Genomic DNA, 26,181 nt, shown 5'->3' on the forward strand with positions numbered 1-26,181 from the left:
CATGTTGCTGATTCATTTACAGCGGACTTGCTGATATCCCGAAGTTAAACAAATGGATGCTGTTATACTCGCTGTCCGGCTCACCATTTCAGTGAGTCGGACAGCGATATTTACATTCTTCGACATACTTTCCATATAATTTACGTATATCAATCTGTATCAAACATCCAAAAGACAAAAACAGTTTTTTATGAACGCTTCAGCAACCGTGCTTTTAGGGATATTGATATTCTTCTTCCAGCCGCTTTTCCGCTTTTTCATCGAGGGCAGTATCGGAAGCGGCGGAGTGAATTGGAATGATTTCACTTCAGGACGATACAGACTGTGGGAGCCGGTGTTTCATAACAGGACGTGGCTTGAGGAAGGGCATGATTATTTTGACTTCATCGATTTCATTCATACGCATAATATACTGTCCGACACCCTTGGCCGCTACGGTATGATGATCGTGATATTTTTTACCGTTCTATTGATTTTTATCTTCGTTGTGTTTGTTTTGTTCATAAAGCCCCTCGGCAGTGCTGTATATATTTCAGCTTTCATAACAATCGGGATGTTCGAGTATAACTGGTTGTTCATGTTTACGTAATTTTTTCCGATAGTATTGTTTTTGGCCATCAATTCCTATATATATTTAGTAGGGTATGAGAAAGTGAAGCATGCCTAAATAGGCAAACAAGTAAAGTGAAAAGATATAATAAGTTGTAAATATATGGTTGAATTTTAAATATTCCCCTCCTCAAATACATGTATTAATGTTATAGTTACTTAGGTAATAATCAAAAAAGTATGCATACATTTTGATGATCCTTATGGAAGAGGCTTTGAACCTGGAAGATATTCTGGAAGTCATCAGGGAGAATTGGTGGTGGATTATCAGTTTAATGTTGCGGTTCGGTGCGATTGTCGCTTTTGCGACCGCATTTTTTAATGACGCCGCAATACGAAGCAAATACTGGTCAGCCAGGATGAAGTAAAAATGTAGTTTCACCTAGAGCTGGAAAGTCCACAACTGTAGCAAACGTAGCAATTGCATACCACACCTCGGTAAACACACACTTTTAATAGATGCTGATATTCGTCGTCCAACTACATATCATATGTTTGAAGTTGGTAATCACTGAGTATTATCAGCAGATATTGTTAAAAAACGGAAATAGAAAGCCTCGAAGTTATAACATCCGGACCAATACCATCGACCCCCTAGGAAATTTTGTCATCGAGAAAAACAAAGCTATATCAGTTGAATGAACTTGTTTACATACTGACACACAACCGGTCAATCTCTCCATCCCGGCGTTGACCCACATCTTGGAAAAATGCCAGGACAGCTAGGACGATTTTCTGCACATTGTCAAAAAGACATTGTCGATAACTGATTCTTTCAGCTATTTCCATAACCCTGCCACCGAGTTGAGTTGTGGGCTGAACGGCTGCAGGAAGAACAGTCCCATCCGGTCCCGGTTTTCCACTCGAAACTTGCTTTTTCCAGCGTATACGTCAGACGTGTAAAACTGAGATCGAGAGCGTGCAGTAATTTGGAAGTACCTGTAACAAGGAGGGTTCTCACCATTACTGTTGGTGATTGACTCACTGATAGTCACTTTTTTCTGTATTTTTGAGTTATTACATACTCGCGGCGTTTTTCCTGCAATCTACATTACCGTTGCTTGTGGGAGGTTCCATCACTCTGTTGATCAGTCATCATATTTTCGCTTATTTTTTTAATTGTTATCACAGAGCATGGGAGTACGCGAGTGTCAGGGAATTGATATCGATTGCGAAAGCAGTGACGACATAGATATTTGTTACATACATATTAACGATGATTCTTTTCCAAATAAAGCCTGATATAGTTTATCATGCAGCACATAAGCATATACCATTGATGGAAGCAAATCCAAAGGAAGCAGTAAAAAATAATATTATAGGGACAAAAAATACAGCAGAAGCTTCAATTGAGTATCAGGAAAAAAATTTGTTTTGATATCTACTGCCAAGGCAGTAAATCTTCCCAATGTAATGGGAGCAACGAAACGTATTGCGGAAATGGTGGTACAATCACTTAACCAAGAAGCAGAGAAAACCACTTTAGTTGCGGTGAGGTTTGGAAATGTGCTTGCAGCAGAGGTACAGTAATTCTGAAGTTTAGAAAGCAGATTGAAGCAAATGGACCAATTACTGTTACAGATGAAAGAATGACATGTTATTTTATGACTATTCCAGAAGCGTCCCGCCTAGTGATTCAAGCTGGAACATTTTCTAAAGGGGCGAGGTTTTCGTACTAGACATGGGCGAAGCAGTAAAAATTATATATTTAGCAAAGAATATGATTAATTATAGTAGTTATAAAGAGAACGAAATAGGAACAAAGATTTCGGGGGTTTAGACCGGGTAAAAAATTACTCGATGAAAGTGAAGTACACCCGGATCAAGTGTTCGAAAAAATTTATATTGGAAATCAAAATTTATAAAAAAGCGACTTTAGAAAAAAGATAAAATCATTTATTGAAGAGGATAATCTGAAGACGAGTATTTTAGAATTTGTGAATAGAGGTTAAGTATACATGAATAAAATACTTAAAAATATTTCATACGTTTTTACTGCAAACATTAGTAATGCCTTATCAAAATTCTTAATTGTCATACTTATAGCAAATATATTAACTGAACTTGAATTAGGAGTTTACACATTTGCAATGGCTCTTACTGCTCCCGTTACATTATTATTTAATATGAAAATGAGATCTTATATTATTGCGAGTACAAACATCAATTACTATAAGTTTTTAAGATTAAGAAATTTAGCAAACTTATTAGCGATATTGCTAATAAATTTAATTGCGATTACATTTTATAATGAAATATTTTATATTATATTACTTGTTGGTATTATCAAAATTATTGAAATCAATTCCGAATTCTACCAATCTTTCCCCAATAGGGAGAAAATATTTGAACAGCCAGCTAAAATAATGATGGGTAGAATAATATTTTCCACTTTGGTTTTTTATATAACTTTAAAAATCACTCAAAACCTAGCTATTTCGTTGATTTTTCAACTATTAGCTCTATTATTATTTTTGTTTTTAGAAAAAAGAATAAATTTATCATTAGTAAATTATAAAAATTATAATTATCCAATAGATATAAAACAAATTTCATTATTACTATTACCACTTGGTATTGTTCAAGCTTTAATGAGTTTTTCATCTAATATCCCAAAATATTTATTAGAAATAATTGGTTCTTTTGAAGAAGTAGGTGTTCTGGCCGCGACGCTATATATAGTAACAATCTTCAATCTTGTCATGAGTACTATTACGCAAACGTTATTACCATATATGAAAAATGTATATGAGCAAAATGTATATAAATTTAATATCACTCTAAATTATGGAGTTAATATTATTTCTTTAATTATAGGTTTTATATTTTTAGGAATATTTTATTTAATAGGAGAAAAATTACTTATTATATTATATTCTGCAGAGTTTGCCGATCACACCTATCTACTTTATATATTTAGTTTTGTAATTACCTTTAATATTTCAGGTTGGGTATATGATTCTGCATTACTGTTGAGTGGAGCAATTAAGTATCAACCATATATCTTGGTAGTTATCTCCTTAATTACTTTTATTGTTGCCTATTTTTTAATTTATCACTACGGGCTTTTTGGTGCAGGAGTAACAGTATTACTATTTAATGCACTTAACACCCTTTCTAAAGCGCTTTATTACAATTTGAAAATGAGGTGAGTAAAATTTTAAGAATATACTATTTAACTTTGATTATAATATCATTTTATGTCTCAATGTATGTTTATTTTAATAATATTCATCCAGGTTATGATTTTTTGTTTATTCTTCCATTTATTTTTAGTATTTCCAGTATGTTTCTTTTTGTGATTAATAATAAAAATATATCTTTGAATTTCCTATATTTGTTATATTTTATTCGCTTCGTCGTATTAAGCTACTTTGTGGTTTATTCTAATTGGTACGGAGGCAGGGCATTTTTTCCACCTCAAGAATCTAGTTTTAACTTAGCAGTTATTCTGATGTGTTCAGAATTTTTATTAATTAATATATTCTATTTTATTTTTGTAAATAAGAAAGATATAAATATAAAAAAGAGCAACCTTAATTTTAAGTATAATGATAATATATTAGACATAGTATTCATTAGTTTTGTAATTATGAGTATATTTTTATCAATATTCATAAGAGATCATATAAGCTTTTTTGGATTGAGTATGGGTTCAGAAAATCAGGCAATGGAATTAAGCTCATTTCGCACATTAATATTTTTTTGTGTTTACATTTCAAAGTATTTATTAATTGGTCTTATAATCAATTATTATTTTAAGAAATATAAAGCGCAAAAAAATCACATTTATATATTATTATCCTTATTTGGTGTTTTATTAGTAAATATGTTTTTCTTGGGGAGTAATAGAATGGATCATGTTCTTCCCTTTATTGCGTCTTTGATACTATTAAATTATTTATATAGGAAAAAAATGATCATTTATAATTTACTTGCTTTTGCTTTTTTAATACTTTCTGTATATATTATTTCTATTTTTCGGCAGACATTTGAATATCAAATTGTTAATGATACTGTGGCATTAATTACCGATTATATCCAAATCTACTTTGCTGGTGTTTATAATGTAGCTTTAAGTTTGGAAATTGCAGCGAGTACTAGTCAAAATATTTTTATTACATTTTTATATGATTTATATAGACCTTTCCTTGGATTAAATTTATTTTGGAGATCCGATTATTTAAATACAAGTGCTGAGCTTTTTAATGATCGTATATTTGACGGTGAACAAACTACACAAATCATTCCTATGTTAGGACAATTTTATTTACCGTTTGGTGTCTTAGGCGTATTGGTATCATCAACATTTCTCGTATTAACGCTATATTTTTTTCTGAGAATTTTAAGCCGAAGTTATATAATTAATGGACTTATAATAATTGCATTAATAATTAGATTATTGATAACTCCAGTTCAAAATTTTGGTATATTTATGAATGAGTTTTCATCCATTGTTTTAATAATGTTGAGCTTGAATGCTTTTGCTTATATTTTACGGTTAAACACTAAGAAGGAGAAGATAAAATGAAAATTCTAATTACAGGAACTGCAGGATTTATTGGATCTCATTTATCAAGAAAGTTGTTAAATAACGGTTACAGTGTAGTGGGTATTGACAATGTGAATAATTATTATTCTGTCGACTTAAAGAAGGATAGATTAAAAATACTGCTTGAAAGTAAAATTAAAAATTATGAAATTGATTTAGAAGACCATAATGCGTTAATGTCGGTTTTTGAAAAGGAAAATCCTGATGTAGTGATTAATTTAGCAGCACAAGCTGGGGTTAGATATAGTTTAGAAAATCCTCATGCATACATTACTAGTAATGTAAATGGTTTTACTAGCATTTTGGAAGGGTGTAGACACTATGGGGTTAATAATTTAATTTATGCTTCTTCAAGTTCAGTATATGGAGCAAACACTACAAAACCATTTTCTACTTCAGATAATATAGATCATCCTTTAAGTCTGTATGCTGCAACCAAAAAGGCTAACGAATTAATGGCGCATACATACAGTCATCTTTATAATCTACCCACTACTGGTTTAAGGTTTTTTACTGTCTATGGTCCATGGGGGAGACCTGATATGGCATTATTCAAATTTACTAAATCTATCGTTAATAATGAACATATTGATGTGTATAACCATGGAAACATGATGAGAGATTTTACATATGTAGATGATATTGTTGAAGCTATCACAAGACTAGTTGATAAGCCTGCAGAATCCAACTCAGACTGGTCTGGTGCTAATCCTGACCCAAGTTCAAGTAAGGCGCCTTATAAAGTATATAACATAGGAAATAACTCTCCTGTAAGGTTAATGGAGTTTATAGAAGCTATAGAAAATAAACTGGGGAAAACCGCTAAGAAGAACTTTATGAATTTACAACCAGGTGATGTACCAGAAACGTATGCGAATGTAGACGATTTATATAACACCATTGATTTTAAACCGGAAACTAAAATACAAGATGGGGTAAATAACTTTATAGACTGGTACTTAGAATATTACGACATTAAATTATAGAAAGGTGAGGGAGTATATGGATAGAAAGATTGCTGTTGTTGGTTTAGGTTATGTGGGGTTGCCAGTTGCTGTATCATTTGGAATGAAACATGAGGTCATAGGTTTTGATATAAATGAACAACGTATTAAAGAATTACAGGAAGGCTATGATCGTACGGATGAAGTTTTGGATGATGATTTAAATAAATCTAAAATAGAGTTTACTTCAGATAAAAACAATCTAAGCAAAGCTGATTTTATTATTGTTGCAGTCCCGACCCCTATAAACAAACACAAACAACCAGATTTAACACCACTATTAAAAGCTAGTGAGACTGTTGGAACTGTCTTAAGCGAAGGTACTATTGTCGTATATGAATCAACTGTATATCCAGGAGCTACAGAAGATGATTGCTTGCCCGTTTTAGAGAAGTATTCAGAACTTAAAGCAGGGAAAGATTTTTTTGTAGGCTATTCACCTGAACGTATAAACCCGGGTGATAGAGAGCATACTTTTGAAACAATTACTAAAGTTGTAAGTGGTCAGACACCAGAAGTGCTTGATATAGTTGCAAATGTTTACAGTACGGTCATTAAAGCAGGGGTACATAAATCAGCGAATATCAAAGTGGCTGAAGCCGCAAAAGTAATTGAAAATACACAAAGAGATGTTAATATTGCTCTTATGAATGAATTGGCTTTAATTTTTAACAAGGTTGGTATTGATACAAAAGATGTATTAGAAACTGCGGGCACCAAATGGAACTTTCTTAAATTCTCGCCTGGTCTTGTGGGTGGACACTGTATAGGTGTAGATCCATATTATTTAACTCATAAAGCACAGGAACTAGGACATCATCCTGAAGTGATATTAGCAGGTAGAAGAATTAATGATGGAATGTCAAAACATATTGCATCAGAAATAATAAAGCAAATGTTACAAAAAAATATACCAGTTGTAGGCACTACCATCAATCTTCTTGGTTTAACTTTTAAAGAAAATACATCTGATTTAAGAAACACTAAAGTTTTCGAAATTATAAATGAATTACAAGAATTTGGCTTGAAAGTAGTTGTTAATGATGCCGTAGCTGATTCCGCAGAGGCACTGAAATATTATAATATAACATTAACTGATAAAAGTGCTTTACAGCCTACCAACGTCATAATTTTTACAGTACCTCATAATGAATATATTCTTGATAAAAAATATTATTTAGATTTAGTTCAGGAAGAAGGTATAATATTCGATATTAAAGGAATTATAAAAGAAGAAGATTTAAAAGCTCATCAATCAATCTGGAGGCTTTAGAATGTCAATATTATGGGCTCACGATCATAAATTTTACAAATATAGAGAACGAATATTTTCCAAAATTGATTTTCCTCATTCAATATGGAATAGATATTTAAAATTTGATTCAAAATTGACTGTTGTGTCTAGGCTGTATAATTTAGAGAATGATGACAAAGATAATTTAGATAAATATAATTTTTCTTCCAAGGAACAGGTTGATTTTGTAGGTATTAATTATTCTGGCTCACCGCTAAAATATTTCACTGATGTGACGTTAATTAAGAGTGAAGTTAAAGATTTAGTAAGAGCAAATGATAAAATTATAGTACGCTTACCAAGTTTAATCGGGACAGTAGTTGCATTTGAGGCACTAAATCAAAAAAAACCATTGGCAGTAGAGTTAGTAGGAGACCCTTGGGACACTCATATTAATATACCTACAATGAAATCTAAGTTATATGCACCTATAATTTATTTTCAAACGAAAATCGTTGTAGCAAAAGCAGATCAGGTTTTATATGTAACTAAACATTTTTTACAAGGAAGGTATAGTAATAAAAGTAAATATAATATCAATGCATCCAACGTTGAAATAAAAATTAAAAATAAAGAACCTAGAGAACTTAAAAAGAAAAATAAATTCAGAATAGGTTTAATTGGTTTTCTGTCACCATATAAAGGTATTGATACTGCTATAAAAGCTGTGAAAGAATTAAATACAAATAGTGAAATTGAGTTTTCGTTAGAAGTATTAGGAACAGGTAGTCTAGATTCATTTTGTGAATTAGCAAAAAAATTGAATGTCGATCAGTATATTAGTTTTAACACTTTGCCAGCTGGTGAACCTGTATTAAACTGGCTTGAATCTATAGATCTTTATATACAGCCTAGTCTTACAGAAGGTTTACCACGGGGGTTAATAGAAGCTATGAGCATGGGCTTGCCAGCTGTGGGAACAAATGCAGGGGGTATTCCTGAATTACTTCCTAAAAGTTATATTATAAAAAAAGGAGATTATATGGATTTAAACCAAAAAATACTTTATCTTTGTCAAAATAGTAAGGAGTACGCAAATCTCTCCAAAACAAATCTTGAAACTTCAAAAGATTATGATAATGATTTTTTAGATAATAAGCGTGAAAATTTTTATGGAAACTTTATATTAGGTGATTTTAATGAATGATATTATTAAAATTTTCAATCAATTACGTTATAATATACCTGTTTCATTAATTTCTACATTGACGGGATTTTTACCTGATAATAGATACAGTGTGAAAATTAGAGGTAAGTTACTAAAACCATTTTTGAAATCGTGTGGTTCTAATTTTCAGATAGGTAGAGATGTCACACTTTTAAACACAAATAATATATATATTGGGGACAATGTATATATTGCAAAAGGTACATGGTTAAATTGCAATGGCGGGATGCATATTGGAAATGAGGTGTTAATTGCTCCATATGTTACTATTAGTACTCAACAGCACACTTATAAAAACAATTCCTATAGGTTTGGTGAATCTATGAATGGAAAAGTAGTAATAGAAGATGGCTCTTGGATAACTTCTCATTGTAGCGTAAAGCAAGGAGTAAATATAGGCAAAGGATCACTTGTAGCAGCTAATTCTTCAGTCATAAAAGATGTTGACGCATATACGGTGGTAGGGGGGGTACCTGCTAAATTTATAAAATCATTAAGCAATAATAATGAAGATTCAATATAAACTATTAGTTCGATTCAAAAATGGTATTAATATATAACATTCTATGGTGTCCCTTTCTTAAAGATATTTAAGGAACGGATATCATGCCATTCAAACGCACAAAAGCTGAACTGCATTTATCTTGGGAAGATCGTGATTATTTAGAGAAAATCCATCAGACTCGCACTGAAGAAGTCCGTCGCGTCGAACGGACTAGTATGCTTTTATTATATGCAAACAACATCAGCGTGTCGATAATTACGGAACGATTGGACACAACTCCGCCCAGGTTTATCGCTGCATTGATAAAGCCTTGGCGTTATGAAGTCTGGACCACACGCCTGTTAGCGCAACATATCGAGGGGGATGCAGACGATGCCGGGCGCCCAAGTGTCAATAATATCGGCTCTGGCACTGTATCGCGAATCCTTGATGAAAACGATATCAAACCGCATAAAGTCAATTATTATCTGGAACGCCGCGACCCGGATTTCGATACTAAAATGGCTCATGTGTTGCATATATACCAACAAGTTGAATGGATGATTGAAGACAATGCATTTCAACCGGTATGTGATGTTATGCTGTCTTACGATGAAAAGCCGGGGATTTAGGCCACCGAAAACAAGGCATCCGATTTACCGCCGGTGCTCGGCAAGCATGCCATCATTGGCCGTGATTCCGAATACATTAGACACGGCACCTTGAGCTTATTGGCTGGCATCGACCCGGTGACCGGCGAAGTCCTTGGTTCTGTTGAAGAGCGGCATCGCAGCCGTGAATTTGTAGACTTTTTGAAAATGCTTGATGCTCATTATGATTCGACGTTGCAAATCCATATTGTCCTTGATAATTACTCCGCCTATACATCTAAAGAAACCAGAGCCTACCTGGAGACGGTGCTCAACCGATTTGAATTTGTATTCACCTCGACACACGGATCTTAGTTAAATATTATCGAATCGTTTTTTGCGGCATATCCGGGTCAAATTGAAAGCAGAATTAAAAGAACGGATTGAATTATATCTCAAAGAAGTCAATGAAAATCCTATGCCGTTTAGATGGATACATGGGTTGGAATCTGCAAGTGATTAAATGATTCCATATTAATGTTATGTATGAAACGAACTACTAGTATAGTATTCATGTTAACGAGGTGGTAAGTTGAAAACAGAGAGTCGTCAAAGTGTGTTTCATTTATTAACTGTGCCAAAAAGTTTAGTTTTGATGAGAGGACAAATCAAATATTTATCAAAAAAAGGTTATGATATATCAATTTTGACAAGTGAAGGGCCGGAATTAGACAATTTTAAAGAAACTCATAAAAAATATCGTATTAATATGAGTAGAGAAATAAATGTCATAAAAGATCTGTCATCTCTCAAAAATATTGTTAGCCTCTTCTTGAAAAATAAGCCATTAATAGTAAATAGTGGAACACCTAAGGCGGGCCTATTAGGTACAATAGCTGCCTTTTTAACCAGAGTTCCAGTTAGGATATATACTATGAGGGGTTTGAAGTTACAAACCAGCACAGGGCTTAAATTTATTATTTTATGGTTTATGGAAAAAGTGTGTTGTACTTTAGCTACTGATGTAATATGTATCTCACATAGCGTTAAAAAAGATATGATCGATTTAAAATTAGTGAATAAAGATAAGATTGTTATACTAGGGAATGGAAGTAGTAATGGTATTGATCTAAAAGACTTTCCACCTCAAATTAATAAAAGTCAAATCGTTATGAATGATTATGATGAAAAGAAATTCACCCTTGGATATGTTGGACGTATCGTTAAAGATAAGGGAGTTGATGATGTCGTTCATATTTTCCAGTATCTAAAAGAACAAGGCGTGAATTGTCAACTTATTCTAATTGGTAGCATTGAGGAGGGGGATCCTATAAAATCAACCACTTATGAAAAAATTTTGAATGATGAAAATATAATTTACTTATCACATGTTGAAAATCCCAGTAAATATTATTATTTAATAGATGTTTTTCTTTTCTTAACTGCACGTGAAGGTTTTGGCAATGTGAGTATAGAGTCACAGGCAGCAGGAACTCCGGTTATAACATATGATGTAACTGGAGCTAAAGATACTGTGATTAATTACAAAACAGGATTCATAGTTAAAAAGAATGACATCAATGAAGTGATTGAAAAATTATTCTTACTCTATAATAATAGTTTTATGTTAAGAAGAATGGGTGCAGCGGGAAAAGAGTATGTGGAAAAAAATTTTTCCAATGAGTTGGTTTGGGAAAGTATGGATCAATTTTATAAACAAAAAATTTTAAATATTAAGCAATGATATTTTTCAGATGTTATCTACTAATAGAAAGAGTGAATATGGATGCGATTTACATTTCTCAGTACTACATCTAAACACAATAAAGAATTTATAAAACTACCTGATAAAAAAGTATTTAATGATTTAAGGCCCAATTTTTTAGTCACAGATCTTGATTATCTTAAACAGTTAGTAGTTGATTATAATCAAAATGACATGTATTTTCTTTTGGATACAGAAAAAAAACAAAACATATCTCTTTATGATGAAATTAATATAGAAAATAAAATAGATTATAAGCCAAATGATTTAACCATGGAAGCTGCAGATTTAAGTATCTTAAATTATTTCAATCGTCGTCTTAGTAATAAATCAATAGCTATATACGGCACAGGCAACATTGCTTTTAAACTAGCTTTAAGATTGTCTGAGAGAAATGCTCAAATTTATATGTATGGTCGAGATGATAAGAAAGTAAATATATGCATAAATGCCTTAAAACAAATTACCTTTGATCGTGATCTGATAAATTATGGAGATAACAAAGCACCGGTAGATTGCTTAGTGTCATTTGTTTCTTCAGAAGAAATAATTGATGAAACATTTTTGAGAATATTAAACGGAAGGTCCCTTTGCTTAGATGGTGGTATAGGAAACTTTTCAAAAGAATTTATAAAAAATGCAATTGTTGTAGGACATGAAGTAAGAAGATTAGATGTAAGACAATCACAAGAAATTATGGATGGTTATATATACTCCCGTTTAAATTCTGAATTTGATAATATTATTGGAAGTAGTACTATCAATGGTCACTCCGTAGTAGCTGGTGGAATCATGGGAGAAGAAGGACAGGCCATTATTGATCGAATTTATAATCCATCCAAAGTTATAGGTATCGCTAATGGAATAGGAGGGGTCAAGGATGAGTCAGAGCTTAACAGTGAAGAACAATCTAAAATCAAAGAGGTTCAGGCCTTTATTGAATAAAGTAGCTAAAAGAGCATTGGACATTAGTGTCAGTTCAATTGCCTTAATCGCTGTGAGCCCGGTTCTGGCTTACACATCATATAGAATTAAAACAGAAGATAGAGGACCTATCCTATTCAAGCAGAAAAGAAGCGGATTGAATGATGAAACATTTGAAATGTACAAATTCCGATCGATGAAAGTGGATAATAAAGTGATAGGCACACATTCCAGCGAAGGAAAGAATCCTTATGCTGAATGGAACGGAAGCGTACCTGATGATTTTGTATTTAAAAGTGCGACAGGACGTAATCCTAACGTTACAGAAATTGGCGCCTTTATCAGAAAATATTCTATAGATGAACTTCCTCAACTTATCAATGTGCTCAAAGGTGAGATGAGTGTAGTGGGTCCCCGACCGGAGATTCCACAAATTACATATCACTATGACAATGAACAACGAAGAAGATTGGAAGTCAAACCAGGCGTTACTGGATGGGCGCAAGTAAATGGCAGAAGTGATATGGACCACGGTAAGAAAATTGTTTATGATCTTTGGTATATAGACAATGAAAATTTCTGGTTAGACATTAAAATACTGTGGGTGACATTTTTGCAAGTTGTCAGTGGTAGAGGGTCAGTGTAATGTATTTACAATGTGCATATCTACGTTAGATTTTGAACTAACTTATAGGAAAAGTGTCAAATAATCTACCACCTGTCTTCAAATCAGAACTTATTAGATACTTGACATACTTCAAGAAAAGAATTTAAGCAGTCTCGTTATTCAGTAGTTTATTGTTATTTTCAAAGATGCATTCTGTATGCTTTTCAAGGGTATTTAAACAATATGTGATGTTAACTCACCATACATAACAGTATTTTCAAAGCAATCTCTCTCATCAATGATGAAAGAGATCAATTAATCAAAACCATTCGTTGATATCCCATTGAATAACTATAAAAGGAACGCCAGATATCTGGAAATTGTCGGCAAAGCCGAACAGGTTAAAGGTCAAAGAGTTATTGAGTGGTGGCAGCATACACATAATGAATCTACAGAGTCTTCAGAACTGACTAGGCTTAAAATTCTAGTAGAGAGATGAGGAAAATGGTAAAAAAGCAAATGTTCGCTCAGGAATAATTGGTATGGAAACTCCCGTTATGAGTGAGGATTTGAAAATGAATGTAGTGGTCAGAAATTGGTCAGTAATCAACATTCCTTGAAGTACCGACTATGCATACGGGTGGCGTGATTTTGACAAGCGGGACACTGAGCTGTCGTTGAATCAATTTGGATGATAAAAAAGCGGGAGTGTTAGTCACCAAAAGTGCGTAAGAAACATTTTATAACTGCCATTTACAATTGCGTAAGAACCACCACTCTAGTTTAGCAGTCACAATTGGTACATTCCTTGTCATTTGGTGGTAAGAAAGATGGTAGAAGTGGTACATTTGTTTGACAGTAATCGATACACTCTAGCTATTTAAAAAATACTCCGGTGATTGACACCGGAGCTCTTACTCTAATACATTCCAACTCTCTTTAATTTCTTCATTCACTACTAAAATTTTTTCCATTTTGATTAGTTTTATAAATACCGATTCCTGTAAAAGCCAGTATAATCGCGATTATAGGTGTCACATACGTCATAACTGCCCAAATTGCATATCCTTCTGAGCCATAAATAGCTATACCTAGAGTACTTATATAGAATGCTCCTGAGGTACCCCATGGCACTAATCCTGCCATCATTGTACCGACATCTTCTATAGTTCTAGACAACGTTTTGGCTGTCATCCCTGCTTTTCTAAATGGCTTTTTAAACATTTCTGGTATTATTATAGCAACTGTATATGACGTTCCAGAAAATACAAGTATAAGTATTTCTGTAAAAACAGTAGTTATCATAAGTGGACCACGTTTTTTCACTCTTGAAGTTAGTGGTCTTAGAGCAGTCTCTAAAAACCCTGCTTTACTTATAATTGCAGTATATGAATAACCTGCATAAATTATTATTACTACCCCAACCATCGAAATGAGTCCACCTCTATTTAATAAAGTTAATAAAGATTCAGACCACTGCTCTGATGCTGAATTCGAAAGTAGTTCTGTACTAAAGCCATCATAAGCGGCAGTTATACCATTTTGTAAAGAGAACCCTTGAAAAAGAACACCTAATAATATTGCAATGAAACATCCTAAAAGCATCACAGGCACTGGTGGTTTTTTCATAAGTGCACCAATAAGGATTATGGCAAAAGGTAATAACAGTAAAATATTCCAATCATATATTTGGTTTAATTCATTTAAAATTATATTTGTTTCTGAAGTAGGCGCACTTCCGGATACGTTTAAATTAAGGCCTGTAATATAGAAAACAATAAATGATATGACTGCTGCAGGTATAGTAGTCCATAACATTGATTTTATGTGTTCATATAAATCTACTCCCGTTGTCGCAGCTGCTAAGTTGGTAGTTTCAGATAAAGGAGACAATTTATCCCCAAAAATAGCTCCACTTATTACTGCACCAGCAGTAATATGCAGAGGCACCCCAATGCTTGAAGCAATACTCATCATTGCAACACCAGCGGTTCCAACTGAGCCCCATGAAGAACCGGTCACAATAGAAAATAATGTATTGAGTAAAAATGCAGATATAAGTAGGTATCCAGGATTGATGATCTCTATACCATAGTAAATTAGCATAGGGATAGATCCGCTAAATATGAAAGTCCCAATTACTATTCCGATAACCCAAATTATTAAAATAGCTGGAGTAGCTCCAGTTATACGTTCACTTATTGCTTGTTCCATGTCTTTCCAAGTTAACCCTACTCTAATTGCTAACAATCCTGCTCCCACAGCTGCTGCTACCATCATGAGTTCAACACGTAATCCAAAAATTAGATATCCAACGAAAACAAACAAAAACATCAATAATAATGAAAATATCGACTCCCAAAAATTTGCTTCTCTTTTTAACATTTCCATCCCCCTATGTTTATAGCCACTAAATATTTATATAAATAATTTAATCTTCAAATATTGATGCTGGTTCCTCTAAAGAACTTAAAGTAGTCTTTAAATGTTTTTCCACTAGTTGTTGGGCAAGTTTACTATTGTTGGCTGATAATGCTTCAACAATTTTTTCATGTTCAGGTATATTTACTGCAGTGTCGACAGAACGCTCATAAAATGGATCTTTTAATATTATGTAACAATTACTCCAATTGATTAGTGAAATTATTTGGTTTATTAATGTTTTATTATCGGCGATTAAGGCAGGAGCCAAATGAATATCACTATTTACTTCAATAAATTTTTCGAAATCTTTTTCTTTATAAGCTTCCTTTTCTTTTTGAAGAAGAGAATTTAGATATTTTATATCAGATTTACTAGTTTTTAATGCTGCAATTTTAGCGGCATAACTTTCTAATAAGATTCTTACTTCAAATACTTCTTTTATTTCATTCATGCTAGGTTTATATACGAAAGCCCCTCTATTAATTATCATTTCTACAAGTCTTTCATCTTCAAGTTTTTTTAAAGCTGCTCTTACAGGAGTACGGCTCATATTTAAATTATCTCCCAACCATTTCTCTGATAATCTTTGGCCAGGAAGTAACTTTTTCAAAAGTATCGCCTTCTTAATTTGTTCGTAAGCCTTATTTTCTGAATTATAATTTTTCAATTCTACACCTCTCATATTTTTTAATCGTATACAATAATAGGATACTTTTTAACTATCCTACACTTTTTTATAAGCATATGTCAAATTTATTTCTTAATATTCTTTATATTATGATTTCTTTGACATATAATATTGTATACAATACAATAATACAAAATATCATGAAAGGGAGTATTTATATATGAATAAAGTAAGTTCATACTGGGAGGCAACAAAAAACACTAAAAGTTCTTATCCCAAATTGGAAGGAAACTTTGATTCGGAAGTAGTAGTTATTGGAGGAGGATTTAGTGGATTATCAACAGCATATTTTTTAAGCAAAAAAGGAATAAAGGTTACTCTACTCGAACAATCGTCTATAGGTTGGGGAGCTAGTGGCAGAAACGCAGGAATGTTAACAACTGGATATAAGAATTCTATAGCTAGTCTCTCAAAAAAGCATGGGAAAAATAACGCTAAACAATTATTAGATTTTTCCAAAGACTGTATTAAATTAATAGATCAAATAGTTAAAGAAGAAAATATAGATTGTTCTTTGAACTATAACGGAGGTTTGAAATTAGCTTTTAAAAAACAACATTTCGAAGATCTTAAGAACGAGCAGGAGTATATGTATGACAATTTTAATTATGAAACAAAGTTAATATACCCATCAGACATGAATAATGAAATTAATTCTCCCATATATAAATACGGTGCTTTATTAGATTCAAATAGTTTTTCGTTCCACCCATTAAATTACGCAATTGGCCTAAGTAACTCTATAGATAAATACGGTGGCATAATTTATGAAAATTCTAAAGTAGTATCATTAACTAAAAATAAAGATGAATATGTCGTTAAAACTAATGAAGGTCAGATTATTTCTAAAAATGTCGTAATTGCTACCAATGGTTATTCTACTTCTAATGTTCACAAAGACTTAACCAAAACTATGATGTCTATAGACAGTCATGTTATTACAACTGAAAAGCTAGAGAATAATACATTAGATCAGATTTTACCAACAAATAGGGTGGCGAGTGACACTAAAAATTTTTTATATTACTTTAGAAAAACTACTGATAATCGTTTATTATTTGGTGGAAGAGTAAGTTTCGGTAACCGTAAAGATTCTCAAAATAAATTAGAATTATATGAAGAGCTACGTAAAAATATGGTCAAGGTTTTTCCTAATCTAAGAAATGCTGATATCGACTATAAATGGGCAGGAACAACTGCATTTCCTATGGATTTTATGCCTCATGTAGGAAAAACAAGAGAGGGGGTATACTATCTACTTGGATATTGTGGTCATGGTGCAGCAATGTCTACTTTCTTTGGAAAAATAATTTCAGATTCTATTTCCAAAGAAATTAATATTCCAGATAGTTTGAACAATTTGAAATTAACAAAAATCCCTTTCCATAACCAACAGAACACTTTATTAAGCTTAGCTGAGAACTATATGAAATTTAAAGATATAATATCTTAGTAAACATAATAGCGAGATATATTAGTTTGTTGAATGAAATGAGCAATCGTATTTCAAAAAAATTAGGTGAACTCGTTGTCATCAATTATTGAACTTTATGTCGCAACGATTTAGTTTTAGTAATAATAGTCAACTGGTGTTTGAAGCATTTGAAAGACAATTGTTGAATTTTATTCGGGGGCAAAGTGTTGAGTTCTACGGTTCTTACGCAATCTTGGGGAGAAGTTCTCAGCCCCCGCTTTCCGGGTATAATTAATCATAACCCTGAAAGGCGGTGAAGCAAATGTCCCCAAGTTTGGAAGTGTTGCTTTTCCCGTGTGATGAGAGTATTCGTGTGCTGCATCACTGGCAGGAAAGTCAGACGTTGTTTTTTATAGTGGAATCTGCGTCCACCAGTGCGGCCTGTTCCGTTTGTGGCCTTCTTTCTCATCGCCCCCACAGCCGATATATGCGTCGCATTCGCGACCTTCAGGTATCCGCCCATGATATTCAGATTGAATTCATTTCTAGAAAATGGTTCTGTGACCAGACAACATGCCTAAGAAAGGTGTTTACGGAGCGTTTCTCGTGGTTGAATACCTATCAAAGAAACACGAACCGTCTGGAAATGATGATAGAGAAGATCGCCTTCTCCACCAATTGTTTGAAGCTGCGAAAGCGGTCATACATGCAACCCTGCCATCCGAATAGAGACCGGGATCGGATGTGCTTTCTTCGCTTAAACCTGACGCTTTCCACAAGGGCAGCCGGAAAACCGATCACTTATGAATACAAAATGAAAAGAAACATTGGGCGCGTATACAAAGGGTTAAACAGCTCTACATAAGGTTCCTTCTTTCTTTGTTTGTTGTGGTAACTACATTGCATAAGAAGGTCTTATTTTTTGTAGGGATATATGACACTTTTATAAAAAAACCGCACTTGACTCCTAGGGGAATAGCGTCTGCGTGAGACTACAGGCTCACGCAACACCCCAGGAAAGCAAGTGCGTTTTTTTATTTAGGAACGGGACTTATGTCCCAGCCCCCTGAATTTTCCATTACATTTCTATGTACTTCTACTTTCGAAACACAAGTGTGAGATTTTTGGACCTAAAGCTTTCCCCTGTTATTATTGTGAGAAAAGTTTTTCAATTGAGAATTGTCAAATAATTAAGTTGCATATTTACATTTTTAAAGTTACAATAAATGTCACTACAATTTAATTAAAAAATTACAGGGGATGGTATCATGTTAATGAGAATGGTAAGAAATGCAATTCTTTTTTCAGCTATTTCTTTATTTATAATTGCCCTTGACAGACGATTCAAATGTTGAATCACAACAATCAGGTGATGCATCGAATGATAGTCCGGACAGCCAGGAAATTGCTTTTGCTTCGTCATCAGATGCAGTCGGCTTATCACCAATTGATACCAATGATTCAGTTTCCAGTTATATGATTGATCAAATCTACGATACTTTATTTGTACATAACCCTGAAACAATGGAAATTGAACCACATTTGGCAGAATCATATGAAACGATAGATGATACGACATGGGTGTTCGAATTAAAAGAAGGTATTGAGTTTCACGATGGTACACCATTAAATGCTGAAGCGGTCAAATACACTTTTGATCAGCTTATGGATGAGGAAAGAGCAGCACCAAGAGCGTCACTGATCGAACCTGTGGAATCTGTTGAAGTAGAGGATGAATACACTGTGGTGATTAATACAGACGAACCATATGGTCCTTTACTTGCTGCATTGGCCCATGCAAATGCGTCTATCGTCTCACCTGAAGCTGATCAATCTGGAGATATTATGACAGAGCCTGTCGGTTCCGGTCCTTTTGAATTTGAATCATGGACGAGCGGCGATAATATTGTATTAACGAAAAATGAAAATTACTTTGATGGCGCGCCTGAACTTGATCAGGTAACGATGTATGTCATACCTGAATATGCATCTGCTGTAGGGATGCTTGAAACAGGACAGGTTCAATTTCTGATTAATATACCTTCTGAACACGTTACAAGAATAGAAGGTATGGATGATGTTGAATTGGAGATATCTCCAGGTACAGGAATTGAATATTTAACTTTTAATACGGAAGTAGAACCAGGTAATGACCCGGAATTCAGAAAGGCAGTGTCACATGCTATTGATCGTGATACCTATGTCGAACAATTAAATGGAGCCGGAATTAAAAATAACAGTATTTTAGGACCTGAAGTATTTGGTTATGATGAATCCGCACAGGAATTCGGTTACGATTATGATTTGGAAGAAGCACAAAGAATTATAGAGGAAAATAATTTTGATGAGACACCGCTGACATTGCTTGTAGCCAATGAAGGAAATTTTGTTTTAATGAGTGAAATCGTTCAGGCGCAGTTAATGGAGGCTGGACTTGATGTAAGTATAGAAATGATGGAATGGGGCGCGTTTTTAGAGCAGACAACAAACGGAGATTATGAAGCAGCGTTCATCAGCTGGTCAAACAGTACTGCTGATGGTAGTGAGCTTTTCTATCCCAATCTGCATTCAGATAATATAGGCTCAAGTAATAGACCCAGATATGATAATGAGGAATTTGATAGTATTGTAGAAGAATCAAGAACCACAATCGATCAGGAGGAAAGATTAGATTTGCTACACGAAGCAAACGAATTTGCAACCAATGATGCCGTGTGGATTCCAATGCATCATGCGAATGTGAGTGTCGCTTATCATGAATCGGTAAATGGTTTGGAAGTGGCGCCGAATGACACATTTTCATTGCATGAAGTTAGTATTGAAGAGTAAAAATATATATTAAGGTGTTGGGGTTGAAAATGTCCTGACACCTGTTTCTGTGACTAAAGCCGTTTCTACATGGCTGAAGCTCCTAATCCACCAACATAAATTCCAGGTCAACAGTTACTACCCATTTCTGGTCCCATTATCGTTTCATCTCTAAGGTCGAAAATGGTGCTTCATGAGCAAGTACCTCGATGTTCTGACCAGTTGCTTTCCTGTATTTTTATACTACCATTCACCCTCTAGAGTGATTTCAATAGCCCATGGTTTTTATTTTCCAAACTTCTTATTGCATATATGATCGATAAAAGGCATCTTTTATAATGAGGGAGTATATAGATGGAAACCGAGCACCTGATGAATGAGATCGACCGATTCTGCAGACTTCTAAGGAAGGCACGATGCCGATATTATATAACGATAAGACAGACAGCAAATATATGACTTTCTACATAAAGGATTACGTGTTTTATACCGAAATAGAAAAGGATACCCTCATGATGAGAGCCTTTGAACAGAACCCTTTCGTCCATATTACATTGGGTGGCGATAAACAGAGTGAGATTTACCTGGAAATCATCGGAGACACCGCGGTGGTTACCGACCAGGACATGATTGACTGGTTACGGGAGAAGGAGGGTTTAGTTACGGTTGCGTCTGAGATGGCCATGCTGAGGGTTTTGGTGCAGAGAGTGAGGTTGGGGGGTATAAGTGAAAAAAGAATGGAGAACCTAAAAGAGGCATAGGGTCCTGCATTCTTTTTAAGATTGTCTTGCCGTACCTAAGGGAGGAGGCAAAGCAGAATCTAATATAGACTCTACTACTACATGCACAGTATTGTATTTAAGCGTTTTTTCTACATATGGTTGTAGTTTTAAACCGCTAGTTTTATAAAGATTTCCTTTGTCAGAATATCCATAGATATGTTCTCTCATCCTTTTCTTTAGTTTATCACTGCTACCTACATAGAAGATAGAATTATAAGTAGAGTTAGATTGTTTCCAACTAGGTGCTTTACATTCAACATTATTCTCTCTATGGTCGTAAATCACGTTTTTATCGTAATTTAGCAGCGCCGTATGCACCATGTATACTTTTTCACCACGATTGCGTAAGAACTAATCTAGTTTAGCAGTTACAACAATTGAGCAACTGTATGATAAGGAGATGCATTGGCAGTATAATGAAGCATCCAACAGCATCGCAATCATCGGCAAACACATGAGCGGCAACATGATATCGAGATGGACCGATATTTTTTTACGACAGATGGCGAGAAAGGGGAGCGCGACCGGGACGGCGAGTTTATGGATACTTTGAATACAAAAGCGAAAATTGAAGTAGCCTGGGAGAAGGGTTGGCAGGTGTTATTGGATACTCTGAATGATTTATCGGAAGAAGATCTGTTGAAAACGATCAAAATCCGGGGAAAGGACCATACTCTCCTTGAAGCAATTAAGCGGCAGATCTTCCATTACTCATACCACGTCGGGCAGATGGTCTTTATTGGCAAACAGATTAAAGGAGAAAAGTGGCAGTCACTGAGAGTATACCTAAAGCGATGAATCTCTTGAATCAGTGACGGTGGGAAATGGAAATATTGAACAGGACAAATGACAAAAGATTGGATATGGGACAATGGATAAAAAGATACAAGACTACATAGATCATCCTGAAGTGAAGAAGCAGGTGTACAAAAAGACATTAATGATTGTTGTCATCTCCCAAATATTCGGCGGGGCGGGACTTGCTGCGGGAATCACTGTCGGCGCACTCCTGGCACAGGAAATGCTTGGTACGGATGCATTTGCCGGACTGCCGGTAGGCTTATTCACACTGGGGTCTGCATTGGCGGCGTTACTTGTCGGACGCGTGTCCCAAAAGCTGGGAAGGAGGGCGGGTCTTGCTGCCGGGTTTATCACAGGCGGCATTGGTGCAGTGGGTGTGGTCGCAGCAGCCATCATCAACAGCCCGCTGCTGCTCTTCCTATCATTATTTATATACGGCGCGGGGACGGCGACGAATTTGCAGGCCAGATATGCCGGCACGGATTTAGCGGAAAAGAAACAAAGGGCGACTGCCATCAGCATCGCTATGGTATCGACCACTTTTGGTGCGGTCGCCGGCCCGAACCTGGTGGAAGTGATGGGGGACTTTGCGCGTTCCGTTAATATACCGGCGCTCGCCGGACCGTTTATATTGGCAGCGGCTGCATTTATCATGGCTGGCCTCGTGCTGCTGATTTTCCTGCGTCCGGACCCTTTTCTGATTGCACAGGCACTTGAGTCGGAAAAGCAGCGGAGCGGGCTAAAGGATAATTCGGAACCGCTGGAGAACGACAGAAAAGGTATGGCACTCGCTGCAACGATAATGGTGGTGACACAGATTGTCATGGTGGCGGTTATGACGATGACGCCTGTGCATATGGGGCACCATGGTCATGATCTTGGTGCCATCGGCATGGTGATCGGTTTCCATATTGCCGGGATGTACCTGCCTTCTTTATTCACTGGAATTTTAATCGATAAGATTGGTCGGACTGCAATGACTATCACTGCAGCATTAGTGCTGCTTGCTTCAGGTATCATTGCAGCGGTGGCACCAGGGGAATCATTATCAATGATGATCCTCTCTCTCACATTACTCGGTCTGGGTTGGAATCTGGGACTCATTAGTGGCACAACGATTTTGGTTGATTCGACCGAACCATCCATCAGAGCGAGGGCTCAAGGGTCGGTCGATGTCCTGATCGCTTTATCCGGCGCAGCGGGCGGTGCCTTATCCGGCATGGTCGTTGCCGGGGCAAGTTTCGGCTTCCTTTCCACCGCAGGCGGTGTATTGGCACTATTCCTGATTCCCGCACTCGCCTGGGCACGGAAGGGGAGGAAATGAAGGTGTATATTCATATGGAGAGATGGGTACAATGGACAGTCAGTTTACAGTTTTTCTTACGGCCTTTAATCTTAAGGGAGAGATACAGATGTCGTTTTACGATTAAGTTCATTAAAGAAGGAGATGCAGAATGAAAATTAACCTGAATCGAATGATGGATATGTTAAGCGAAGTAAATCAGATCACAGACGAAGGTGAAGGGGTGACCAGACCGGCGTTTTCAGATTTTGAAGATCAGGCCCATGGATGGTTTATCAACAAATGCAAAGCCCATGGACTTGAAACCTATCAAGATCGTTTTGGAAACAGCTTCGCAACGATTGGGCCAGGTGAGGAAAAGGGGTTACTGATTGGATCTCATTTGGACACAGTGAATAATGGCGGTGAATATGACGGTGCCCTCGGGGTGATTACTGCACTTGAGACGGTTATTACGTTACTGGAAAATGGCGTTGAATTGAGCAAACCGGTGACGGTTGTTGCATTTAGGGCAGAGGAAATTGGATTAATAGGCAGCAGTGTGTTCTCTGATCTTATTGATAAGAGCGGGAACTTTGCTGAACGGATGGCTGGAATTGGCCGCACACCTGAAGATGTTGAAAATGCAATCGGCTATAAAGATTTTACGGATTATTTAGAACTGCATATTGAACAAGGTGTATATTTGGAGAATAACGCTCTCGATATTGGCATCGTCAATGCCATTGCCAGTATGCATCAGCTCAATGTCACTGTTTTTGGCGAAGCAGGGCATGCGGGTACGATTGGCATGCGTGAACGCGATGACGCAATGATGAATGCTTCGAAGCTGCTGGTGGAATTTGAGAAGATCGTTAAATCATATGGGCCGCCGTTCGTCGGGACTGCCGGAACACTTGAAGTGTTCCCAAACTCCTCTAATGTGATCCCGGGTAAAGTGGAATTTACAGTGGAGGTCAGAGGTGATGATATGGATAAGCTGCACGCCATTCTGGATTCATTTATCGAATATGCCGAGCGTGATTTTAAAACAAACATTACAAAAAGTATCGATAAAGCACCGGCACATATGTCTGATGGGATGATAGATGCGATCACAGCCGCCTGCGAGGCTACGGATATGAAGTATGAATTAATGATGAGCGGTGCCAACCATGATGCGAATCCGCTGTCCAGGAGAATGAATGCGGGGATGATTTTCATACCGAGTAAAGATGGCATCAGCCACAATCCACGTGAATTTTCATCAAAGGAAGATATTGAAACCGGTGCGGCAGTGATGCTCGAGGCTGTAAAGAGGCTGTTGAGTAAATAAGGGGTAAGAGGGGGAGGCGAGTTATGCTTAAACGATTCGAAACCAAGCGGCTTATTTTGAGGGAACGGCGGATTGATGACCTGGACGACTGTATGGAAATGGACAGGGATCCAGAAGTGGTGAAACATCTTCCTGAAAACAGGGATCTTGTCCACGATGAAGAGAAACATAAAGCGTTTATCATGGACAAGATGACCACGGTATTTCCTGAAGGTTTAGGATACTGGACCATTGAATCCAAGGAACATGAGAATGCGTTTGTGGGGTGGATCCTTCTGATTCCCGTGGGCACAGTTGGCCCTGAGATTGAGATGGGCTGGAGATTGAAGCGGAAGTTCTGGGGCAATGGGCATGCCTCCGAAGCGGCACAAGCGGTTTTGGAGTACGCGCTGTATGAACTGAAGCTGTCTGCAGTTATCGCAGAAATAGTGGCGGACAACCATGCATCGATCGCACTGGCGGAAAAGCTGGGATTCGAAAGCGCGGGGGATTCACCATCCGGGATCTATACGAGATACACCATATACAATGATAGGTGACCTTTAAAACAGTTACTCTTCCATATTCACAAAAGGCCGATGGTACTCCAGTTCGCCTTTTATCCGGGTAATATTCAAATTTTCTCCCTGCAGCCATTTGTTAAAGTCCAAAATGACCGGCTTTCTGTCAGCGCCGAGCGCGAACATGGCTTTTAGGTTTTGTGGAAAATAGGCGGAGGTATGAATGGTCCCTGCAGCTGCATCGTATTTTTTTGAAAAAATGCCATGCGCCAGGCTGTTCATTACTTTGAATGCATCATACGGGTTCATCGTATCCTGTTGCGCATCAAGTATTCTTTGTTCCCGTTCCCGCGTTTCTTCCTGCCTGTACCGATTTTCCTCATCCAATAAATGAAAATGATTGGTGCATACATTGGATTCGCGGACAGCAACACTTCTTGGCGAGGCTTCAACGACGTATGATATGCCTTGCTTATCCAGCAGTACATAGCTGAACGAATGGCGATGAGGAATTTCTTTCAGCAGGGAAATGGCTTCATCCACATTAGCGCAGGTCTCTAAAATTAAACGGCCGATCATATTGCACAAAAACCCGTCTCCGGACTTTTTACTGTGGGTGAAATTATAGCCCATGACAAGCCCTTGTTCATTCATGCCATCAATCCGGCCGGTGATTTGCATCGTGGGGCCCATGATGGCATAGCCCGCATCAGCAGGCTGATAGAGCATATACCTGCCTTCATATCCCCGTGGATGGCTGTCGTAATTCCGCACCATGAAATTGGAATCTGTAAAGATCGAACAGCCGCTCTGGGTACGTTCGAGGTAGTAGCCGCCAAATAAACGGAATGCCTTCTCCATATCCAGATGAAGTGCATCGGCAAGTCCGCGAATTTCTTCAAGCAGGGCGGGGGCGATTTTTGCCATGACATCTTTATAGGTTTCTGGATCAACCAAAAAATGCCGGTTTCTCCTTGGTTTCCATTGTTTTTCACGGTTCGGCAGAATGGGAGAATTCTGGAGCAATTCCCCTTGAAAATAGCCGAAATCATAGTGGCTTCCTCTGTATTGAATAACATCACTGTAATAGGGTTTCATCAACTTTAACCTCTTTTCGTTATTATAAGTGTATTACAATCGGGAATGATG

25 protein-coding genes and 2 pseudogenes are annotated in these 26,181 nt (G+C 36.2%); 23 read left to right on the forward strand and 4 right to left on the reverse strand.

Annotated features, from left to right (window positions below; translation table 11 throughout):
* Window positions 1-190: 190 nt before the first annotated feature.
* The 14 genes and pseudogenes from G343_RS0109855 to G343_RS0109925 all read left to right on the forward strand — a co-directional run bounded on the left by G343_RS0109855 (window position 191) and on the right by G343_RS0109925 (window position 13,036).
* Window positions 191-589 carry a hypothetical protein gene (locus G343_RS0109855; RefSeq protein WP_020007977.1) on the forward strand — a complete coding sequence of 133 codons (399 nt, stop codon included), beginning with the start codon at window positions 191-193 and terminating at the stop codon, window positions 587-589.
* A 223-nt stretch (window positions 590-812) separates the two neighbouring features.
* A complete protein-coding gene (locus tag G343_RS15205; RefSeq protein ID WP_020007978.1) occupies window positions 813-977 on the forward strand; it encodes a hypothetical protein in 165 nt (54 codons plus the stop codon).
* A gap of 851 nt (window positions 978-1,828) precedes the next feature.
* Window positions 1,829-2,459: pseudogene (locus G343_RS15210) on the forward strand (polysaccharide biosynthesis protein); the annotation flags it as partial.
* Between the two features lie 108 nt (window positions 2,460-2,567).
* On the forward strand, window positions 2,568-3,761 hold the full coding sequence (locus tag G343_RS0109880) for a lipopolysaccharide biosynthesis protein (RefSeq protein ID WP_020007982.1): 1,194 nt from the start codon (window positions 2,568-2,570) through the stop codon (window positions 3,759-3,761).
* A gap of 701 nt (window positions 3,762-4,462) precedes the next feature.
* A complete protein-coding gene (locus G343_RS15440) occupies window positions 4,463-5,140 on the forward strand; it encodes a hypothetical protein (RefSeq protein WP_156823601.1) in 678 nt (225 codons plus the stop codon).
* Window positions 5,137-6,147, forward strand: coding sequence for an NAD-dependent epimerase (locus tag G343_RS0109890; RefSeq protein WP_020007984.1), 1,011 nt, complete (start codon window positions 5,137-5,139; stop codon window positions 6,145-6,147). The genes G343_RS15440 and G343_RS0109890 overlap by 4 nt, the downstream gene beginning before the upstream one ends.
* Window positions 6,148-6,163: 16 nt before the next feature.
* Window positions 6,164-7,438 (forward strand): nucleotide sugar dehydrogenase, encoded by a 1,275-nt coding sequence (locus tag G343_RS0109895; protein ID WP_020007985.1) that lies wholly within the window; start codon window positions 6,164-6,166, stop codon window positions 7,436-7,438.
* A 1-nt stretch (window position 7,439) separates the two neighbouring features.
* A complete protein-coding gene (locus G343_RS15020) occupies window positions 7,440-8,606 on the forward strand; it encodes a glycosyltransferase (protein WP_020007986.1) in 1,167 nt (388 codons plus the stop codon).
* Complete coding sequence (locus tag G343_RS14535) at window positions 8,599-9,150, forward strand: acyltransferase (RefSeq protein ID WP_020007987.1); 552 nt, start codon at window positions 8,599-8,601, stop codon at window positions 9,148-9,150. Before G343_RS15020 ends, G343_RS14535 begins: the two co-directional genes overlap by 8 nt.
* A gap of 83 nt (window positions 9,151-9,233) precedes the next feature.
* On the forward strand, window positions 9,234-9,743 hold the full coding sequence (locus G343_RS15760) for a hypothetical protein (protein WP_020007988.1): 510 nt from the start codon (window positions 9,234-9,236) through the stop codon (window positions 9,741-9,743).
* Between the two features lie 90 nt (window positions 9,744-9,833).
* The gene (locus G343_RS15765; protein ID WP_245541950.1) at window positions 9,834-10,076 is read left to right on the forward strand and encodes a transposase; all 243 of its coding nucleotides are present in this window, start codon (window positions 9,834-9,836) and stop codon (window positions 10,074-10,076) included.
* A gap of 217 nt (window positions 10,077-10,293) precedes the next feature.
* A complete protein-coding gene (locus G343_RS0109915) occupies window positions 10,294-11,445 on the forward strand; it encodes a glycosyltransferase family 4 protein (protein ID WP_020007990.1) in 1,152 nt (383 codons plus the stop codon).
* Window positions 11,446-11,487: 42 nt separating this feature from the next.
* The gene (locus G343_RS0109920) at window positions 11,488-12,411 is read left to right on the forward strand and encodes a hypothetical protein (RefSeq protein WP_020007991.1); all 924 of its coding nucleotides are present in this window, start codon (window positions 11,488-11,490) and stop codon (window positions 12,409-12,411) included.
* Complete coding sequence (locus G343_RS0109925; protein ID WP_020007992.1) at window positions 12,404-13,036, forward strand: sugar transferase; 633 nt, start codon at window positions 12,404-12,406, stop codon at window positions 13,034-13,036. Before G343_RS0109920 ends, G343_RS0109925 begins: the two co-directional genes overlap by 8 nt.
* Window positions 13,037-13,945: 909 nt before the next feature.
* Here the strand turns inward: G343_RS0109925 and nhaC are convergent.
* Window positions 13,946-15,382 carry a Na+/H+ antiporter NhaC gene (gene nhaC / locus G343_RS0109930; RefSeq protein WP_020007993.1) on the reverse strand — a complete coding sequence of 479 codons (1,437 nt, stop codon included), beginning with the start codon at window positions 15,380-15,382 and terminating at the stop codon, window positions 13,946-13,948.
* A 46-nt stretch (window positions 15,383-15,428) separates the two neighbouring features.
* Window positions 15,429-16,088, reverse strand: a complete 660-nt coding sequence (locus G343_RS0109935; RefSeq protein WP_020007994.1) for a GntR family transcriptional regulator — start codon at window positions 16,086-16,088, stop codon at window positions 15,429-15,431.
* 181 nt (window positions 16,089-16,269) lie between these two features.
* On the opposite strand from G343_RS0109935, the gene G343_RS0109940 reads away from it, so the two are divergent.
* From G343_RS0109940 to G343_RS15025, 5 genes and pseudogenes are all read left to right on the forward strand, one after another.
* Window positions 16,270-17,562 (forward strand): NAD(P)/FAD-dependent oxidoreductase, encoded by a 1,293-nt coding sequence (locus G343_RS0109940; RefSeq protein ID WP_020007995.1) that lies wholly within the window; start codon window positions 16,270-16,272, stop codon window positions 17,560-17,562.
* A gap of 283 nt (window positions 17,563-17,845) precedes the next feature.
* Window positions 17,846-18,079 (forward strand): annotated as a pseudogene (locus tag G343_RS15960) (hypothetical protein); the annotation flags it as partial.
* A 50-nt stretch (window positions 18,080-18,129) separates the two neighbouring features.
* On the forward strand, window positions 18,130-18,252 hold the full coding sequence (locus G343_RS15850) for a hypothetical protein (protein WP_281167425.1): 123 nt from the start codon (window positions 18,130-18,132) through the stop codon (window positions 18,250-18,252).
* Between the two features lie 603 nt (window positions 18,253-18,855).
* Window positions 18,856-20,352, forward strand: coding sequence for an ABC transporter substrate-binding protein (locus G343_RS0109945; protein WP_156823603.1), 1,497 nt, complete (start codon window positions 18,856-18,858; stop codon window positions 20,350-20,352).
* A gap of 395 nt (window positions 20,353-20,747) precedes the next feature.
* Window positions 20,748-21,092, forward strand: coding sequence for a pyridoxamine 5'-phosphate oxidase family protein (locus G343_RS15025; RefSeq protein ID WP_020007997.1), 345 nt, complete (start codon window positions 20,748-20,750; stop codon window positions 21,090-21,092).
* Between the two features lie 15 nt (window positions 21,093-21,107).
* Here the strand turns inward: G343_RS15025 and G343_RS0109955 are convergent, their stop codons facing one another.
* Window positions 21,108-21,434, reverse strand: a complete 327-nt coding sequence (locus tag G343_RS0109955; protein ID WP_020007998.1) for a hypothetical protein — start codon at window positions 21,432-21,434, stop codon at window positions 21,108-21,110.
* A gap of 156 nt (window positions 21,435-21,590) precedes the next feature.
* Here G343_RS0109955 and G343_RS14815 point away from each other — a divergent pair, with 156 nt between their 5' ends.
* From G343_RS14815 to G343_RS14560, 4 genes are all read left to right on the forward strand, one after another.
* Window positions 21,591-21,911: a DUF1572 family protein gene (locus tag G343_RS14815; RefSeq protein ID WP_020007999.1), complete on the forward strand. Its 321-nt coding sequence runs from the start codon at window positions 21,591-21,593 to the stop codon at window positions 21,909-21,911.
* 73 nt (window positions 21,912-21,984) lie between these two features.
* Window positions 21,985-23,238, forward strand: coding sequence for an MFS transporter (locus G343_RS0109965; RefSeq protein WP_020008000.1), 1,254 nt, complete (start codon window positions 21,985-21,987; stop codon window positions 23,236-23,238).
* A gap of 130 nt (window positions 23,239-23,368) precedes the next feature.
* Window positions 23,369-24,532 carry a Zn-dependent hydrolase gene (locus G343_RS0109975; protein ID WP_020008002.1) on the forward strand — a complete coding sequence of 388 codons (1,164 nt, stop codon included), beginning with the start codon at window positions 23,369-23,371 and terminating at the stop codon, window positions 24,530-24,532.
* 23 nt (window positions 24,533-24,555) lie between these two features.
* On the forward strand, window positions 24,556-25,071 hold the full coding sequence (locus G343_RS14560) for a GNAT family N-acetyltransferase (RefSeq protein WP_020008003.1): 516 nt from the start codon (window positions 24,556-24,558) through the stop codon (window positions 25,069-25,071).
* Window positions 25,072-25,083: 12 nt separating this feature from the next.
* Here the strand turns inward: G343_RS14560 and G343_RS0109985 are convergent, their stop codons facing one another.
* A complete protein-coding gene (locus G343_RS0109985) occupies window positions 25,084-26,130 on the reverse strand; it encodes a C45 family autoproteolytic acyltransferase/hydrolase (RefSeq protein WP_020008004.1) in 1,047 nt (348 codons plus the stop codon).
* Window positions 26,131-26,181: the final 51 nt, after the last annotated feature.

Origin of the sequence: Salinicoccus albus DSM 19776 (assembly GCF_000385175.1) — a bacterium.
In the GTDB taxonomy this organism is placed as follows: Bacteria; Bacillota; Bacilli; order Staphylococcales; family Salinicoccaceae; genus Salinicoccus; species Salinicoccus albus.

Coding starts and splice junctions, on each gene's coding strand:
- G343_RS14535 (WP_020007987.1), top strand. CDS start 8,599: ATGAATGATATTATTAAAATTTTCAATCAATTACGTTATAATATACCT.
- G343_RS0109880 (WP_020007982.1), top strand. CDS start 2,568: ATGAATAAAATACTTAAAAATATTTCATACGTTTTTACTGCAAACATT.
- G343_RS0109890 (WP_020007984.1), top strand. CDS start 5,137: ATGAAAATTCTAATTACAGGAACTGCAGGATTTATTGGATCTCATTTA.
- G343_RS0109975 (WP_020008002.1), top strand. CDS start 23,369: ATGAAAATTAACCTGAATCGAATGATGGATATGTTAAGCGAAGTAAAT.
- G343_RS14560 (WP_020008003.1), top strand. CDS start 24,556: ATGCTTAAACGATTCGAAACCAAGCGGCTTATTTTGAGGGAACGGCGG.
- G343_RS0109920 (WP_020007991.1), top strand. CDS start 11,488: ATGCGATTTACATTTCTCAGTACTACATCTAAACACAATAAAGAATTT.
- G343_RS0109895 (WP_020007985.1), top strand. CDS start 6,164: ATGGATAGAAAGATTGCTGTTGTTGGTTTAGGTTATGTGGGGTTGCCA.
- G343_RS15020 (WP_020007986.1), top strand. CDS start 7,440: ATGTCAATATTATGGGCTCACGATCATAAATTTTACAAATATAGAGAA.
- G343_RS14815 (WP_020007999.1), top strand. CDS start 21,591: ATGGACCGATATTTTTTTACGACAGATGGCGAGAAAGGGGAGCGCGAC.
- G343_RS0109965 (WP_020008000.1), top strand. CDS start 21,985: ATGGATAAAAAGATACAAGACTACATAGATCATCCTGAAGTGAAGAAG.
- G343_RS15440 (WP_156823601.1), top strand. CDS start 4,463: ATGGATCATGTTCTTCCCTTTATTGCGTCTTTGATACTATTAAATTAT.
- G343_RS0109940 (WP_020007995.1), top strand. CDS start 16,270: ATGAATAAAGTAAGTTCATACTGGGAGGCAACAAAAAACACTAAAAGT.
- G343_RS0109855 (WP_020007977.1), top strand. CDS start 191: ATGAACGCTTCAGCAACCGTGCTTTTAGGGATATTGATATTCTTCTTC.
- G343_RS15025 (WP_020007997.1), top strand. CDS start 20,748: ATGCCGATATTATATAACGATAAGACAGACAGCAAATATATGACTTTC.
- G343_RS15760 (WP_020007988.1), top strand. CDS start 9,234: ATGCCATTCAAACGCACAAAAGCTGAACTGCATTTATCTTGGGAAGAT.
- G343_RS0109985 (WP_020008004.1), bottom strand. CDS start 26,130: ATGAAACCCTATTACAGTGATGTTATTCAATACAGAGGAAGCCACTAT.
- nhaC (WP_020007993.1), bottom strand. CDS start 15,382: ATGTTAAAAAGAGAAGCAAATTTTTGGGAGTCGATATTTTCATTATTA.
- G343_RS0109955 (WP_020007998.1), bottom strand. CDS start 21,434: ATGGTGCATACGGCGCTGCTAAATTACGATAAAAACGTGATTTACGAC.
- G343_RS15205 (WP_020007978.1), top strand. CDS start 813: ATGGAAGAGGCTTTGAACCTGGAAGATATTCTGGAAGTCATCAGGGAG.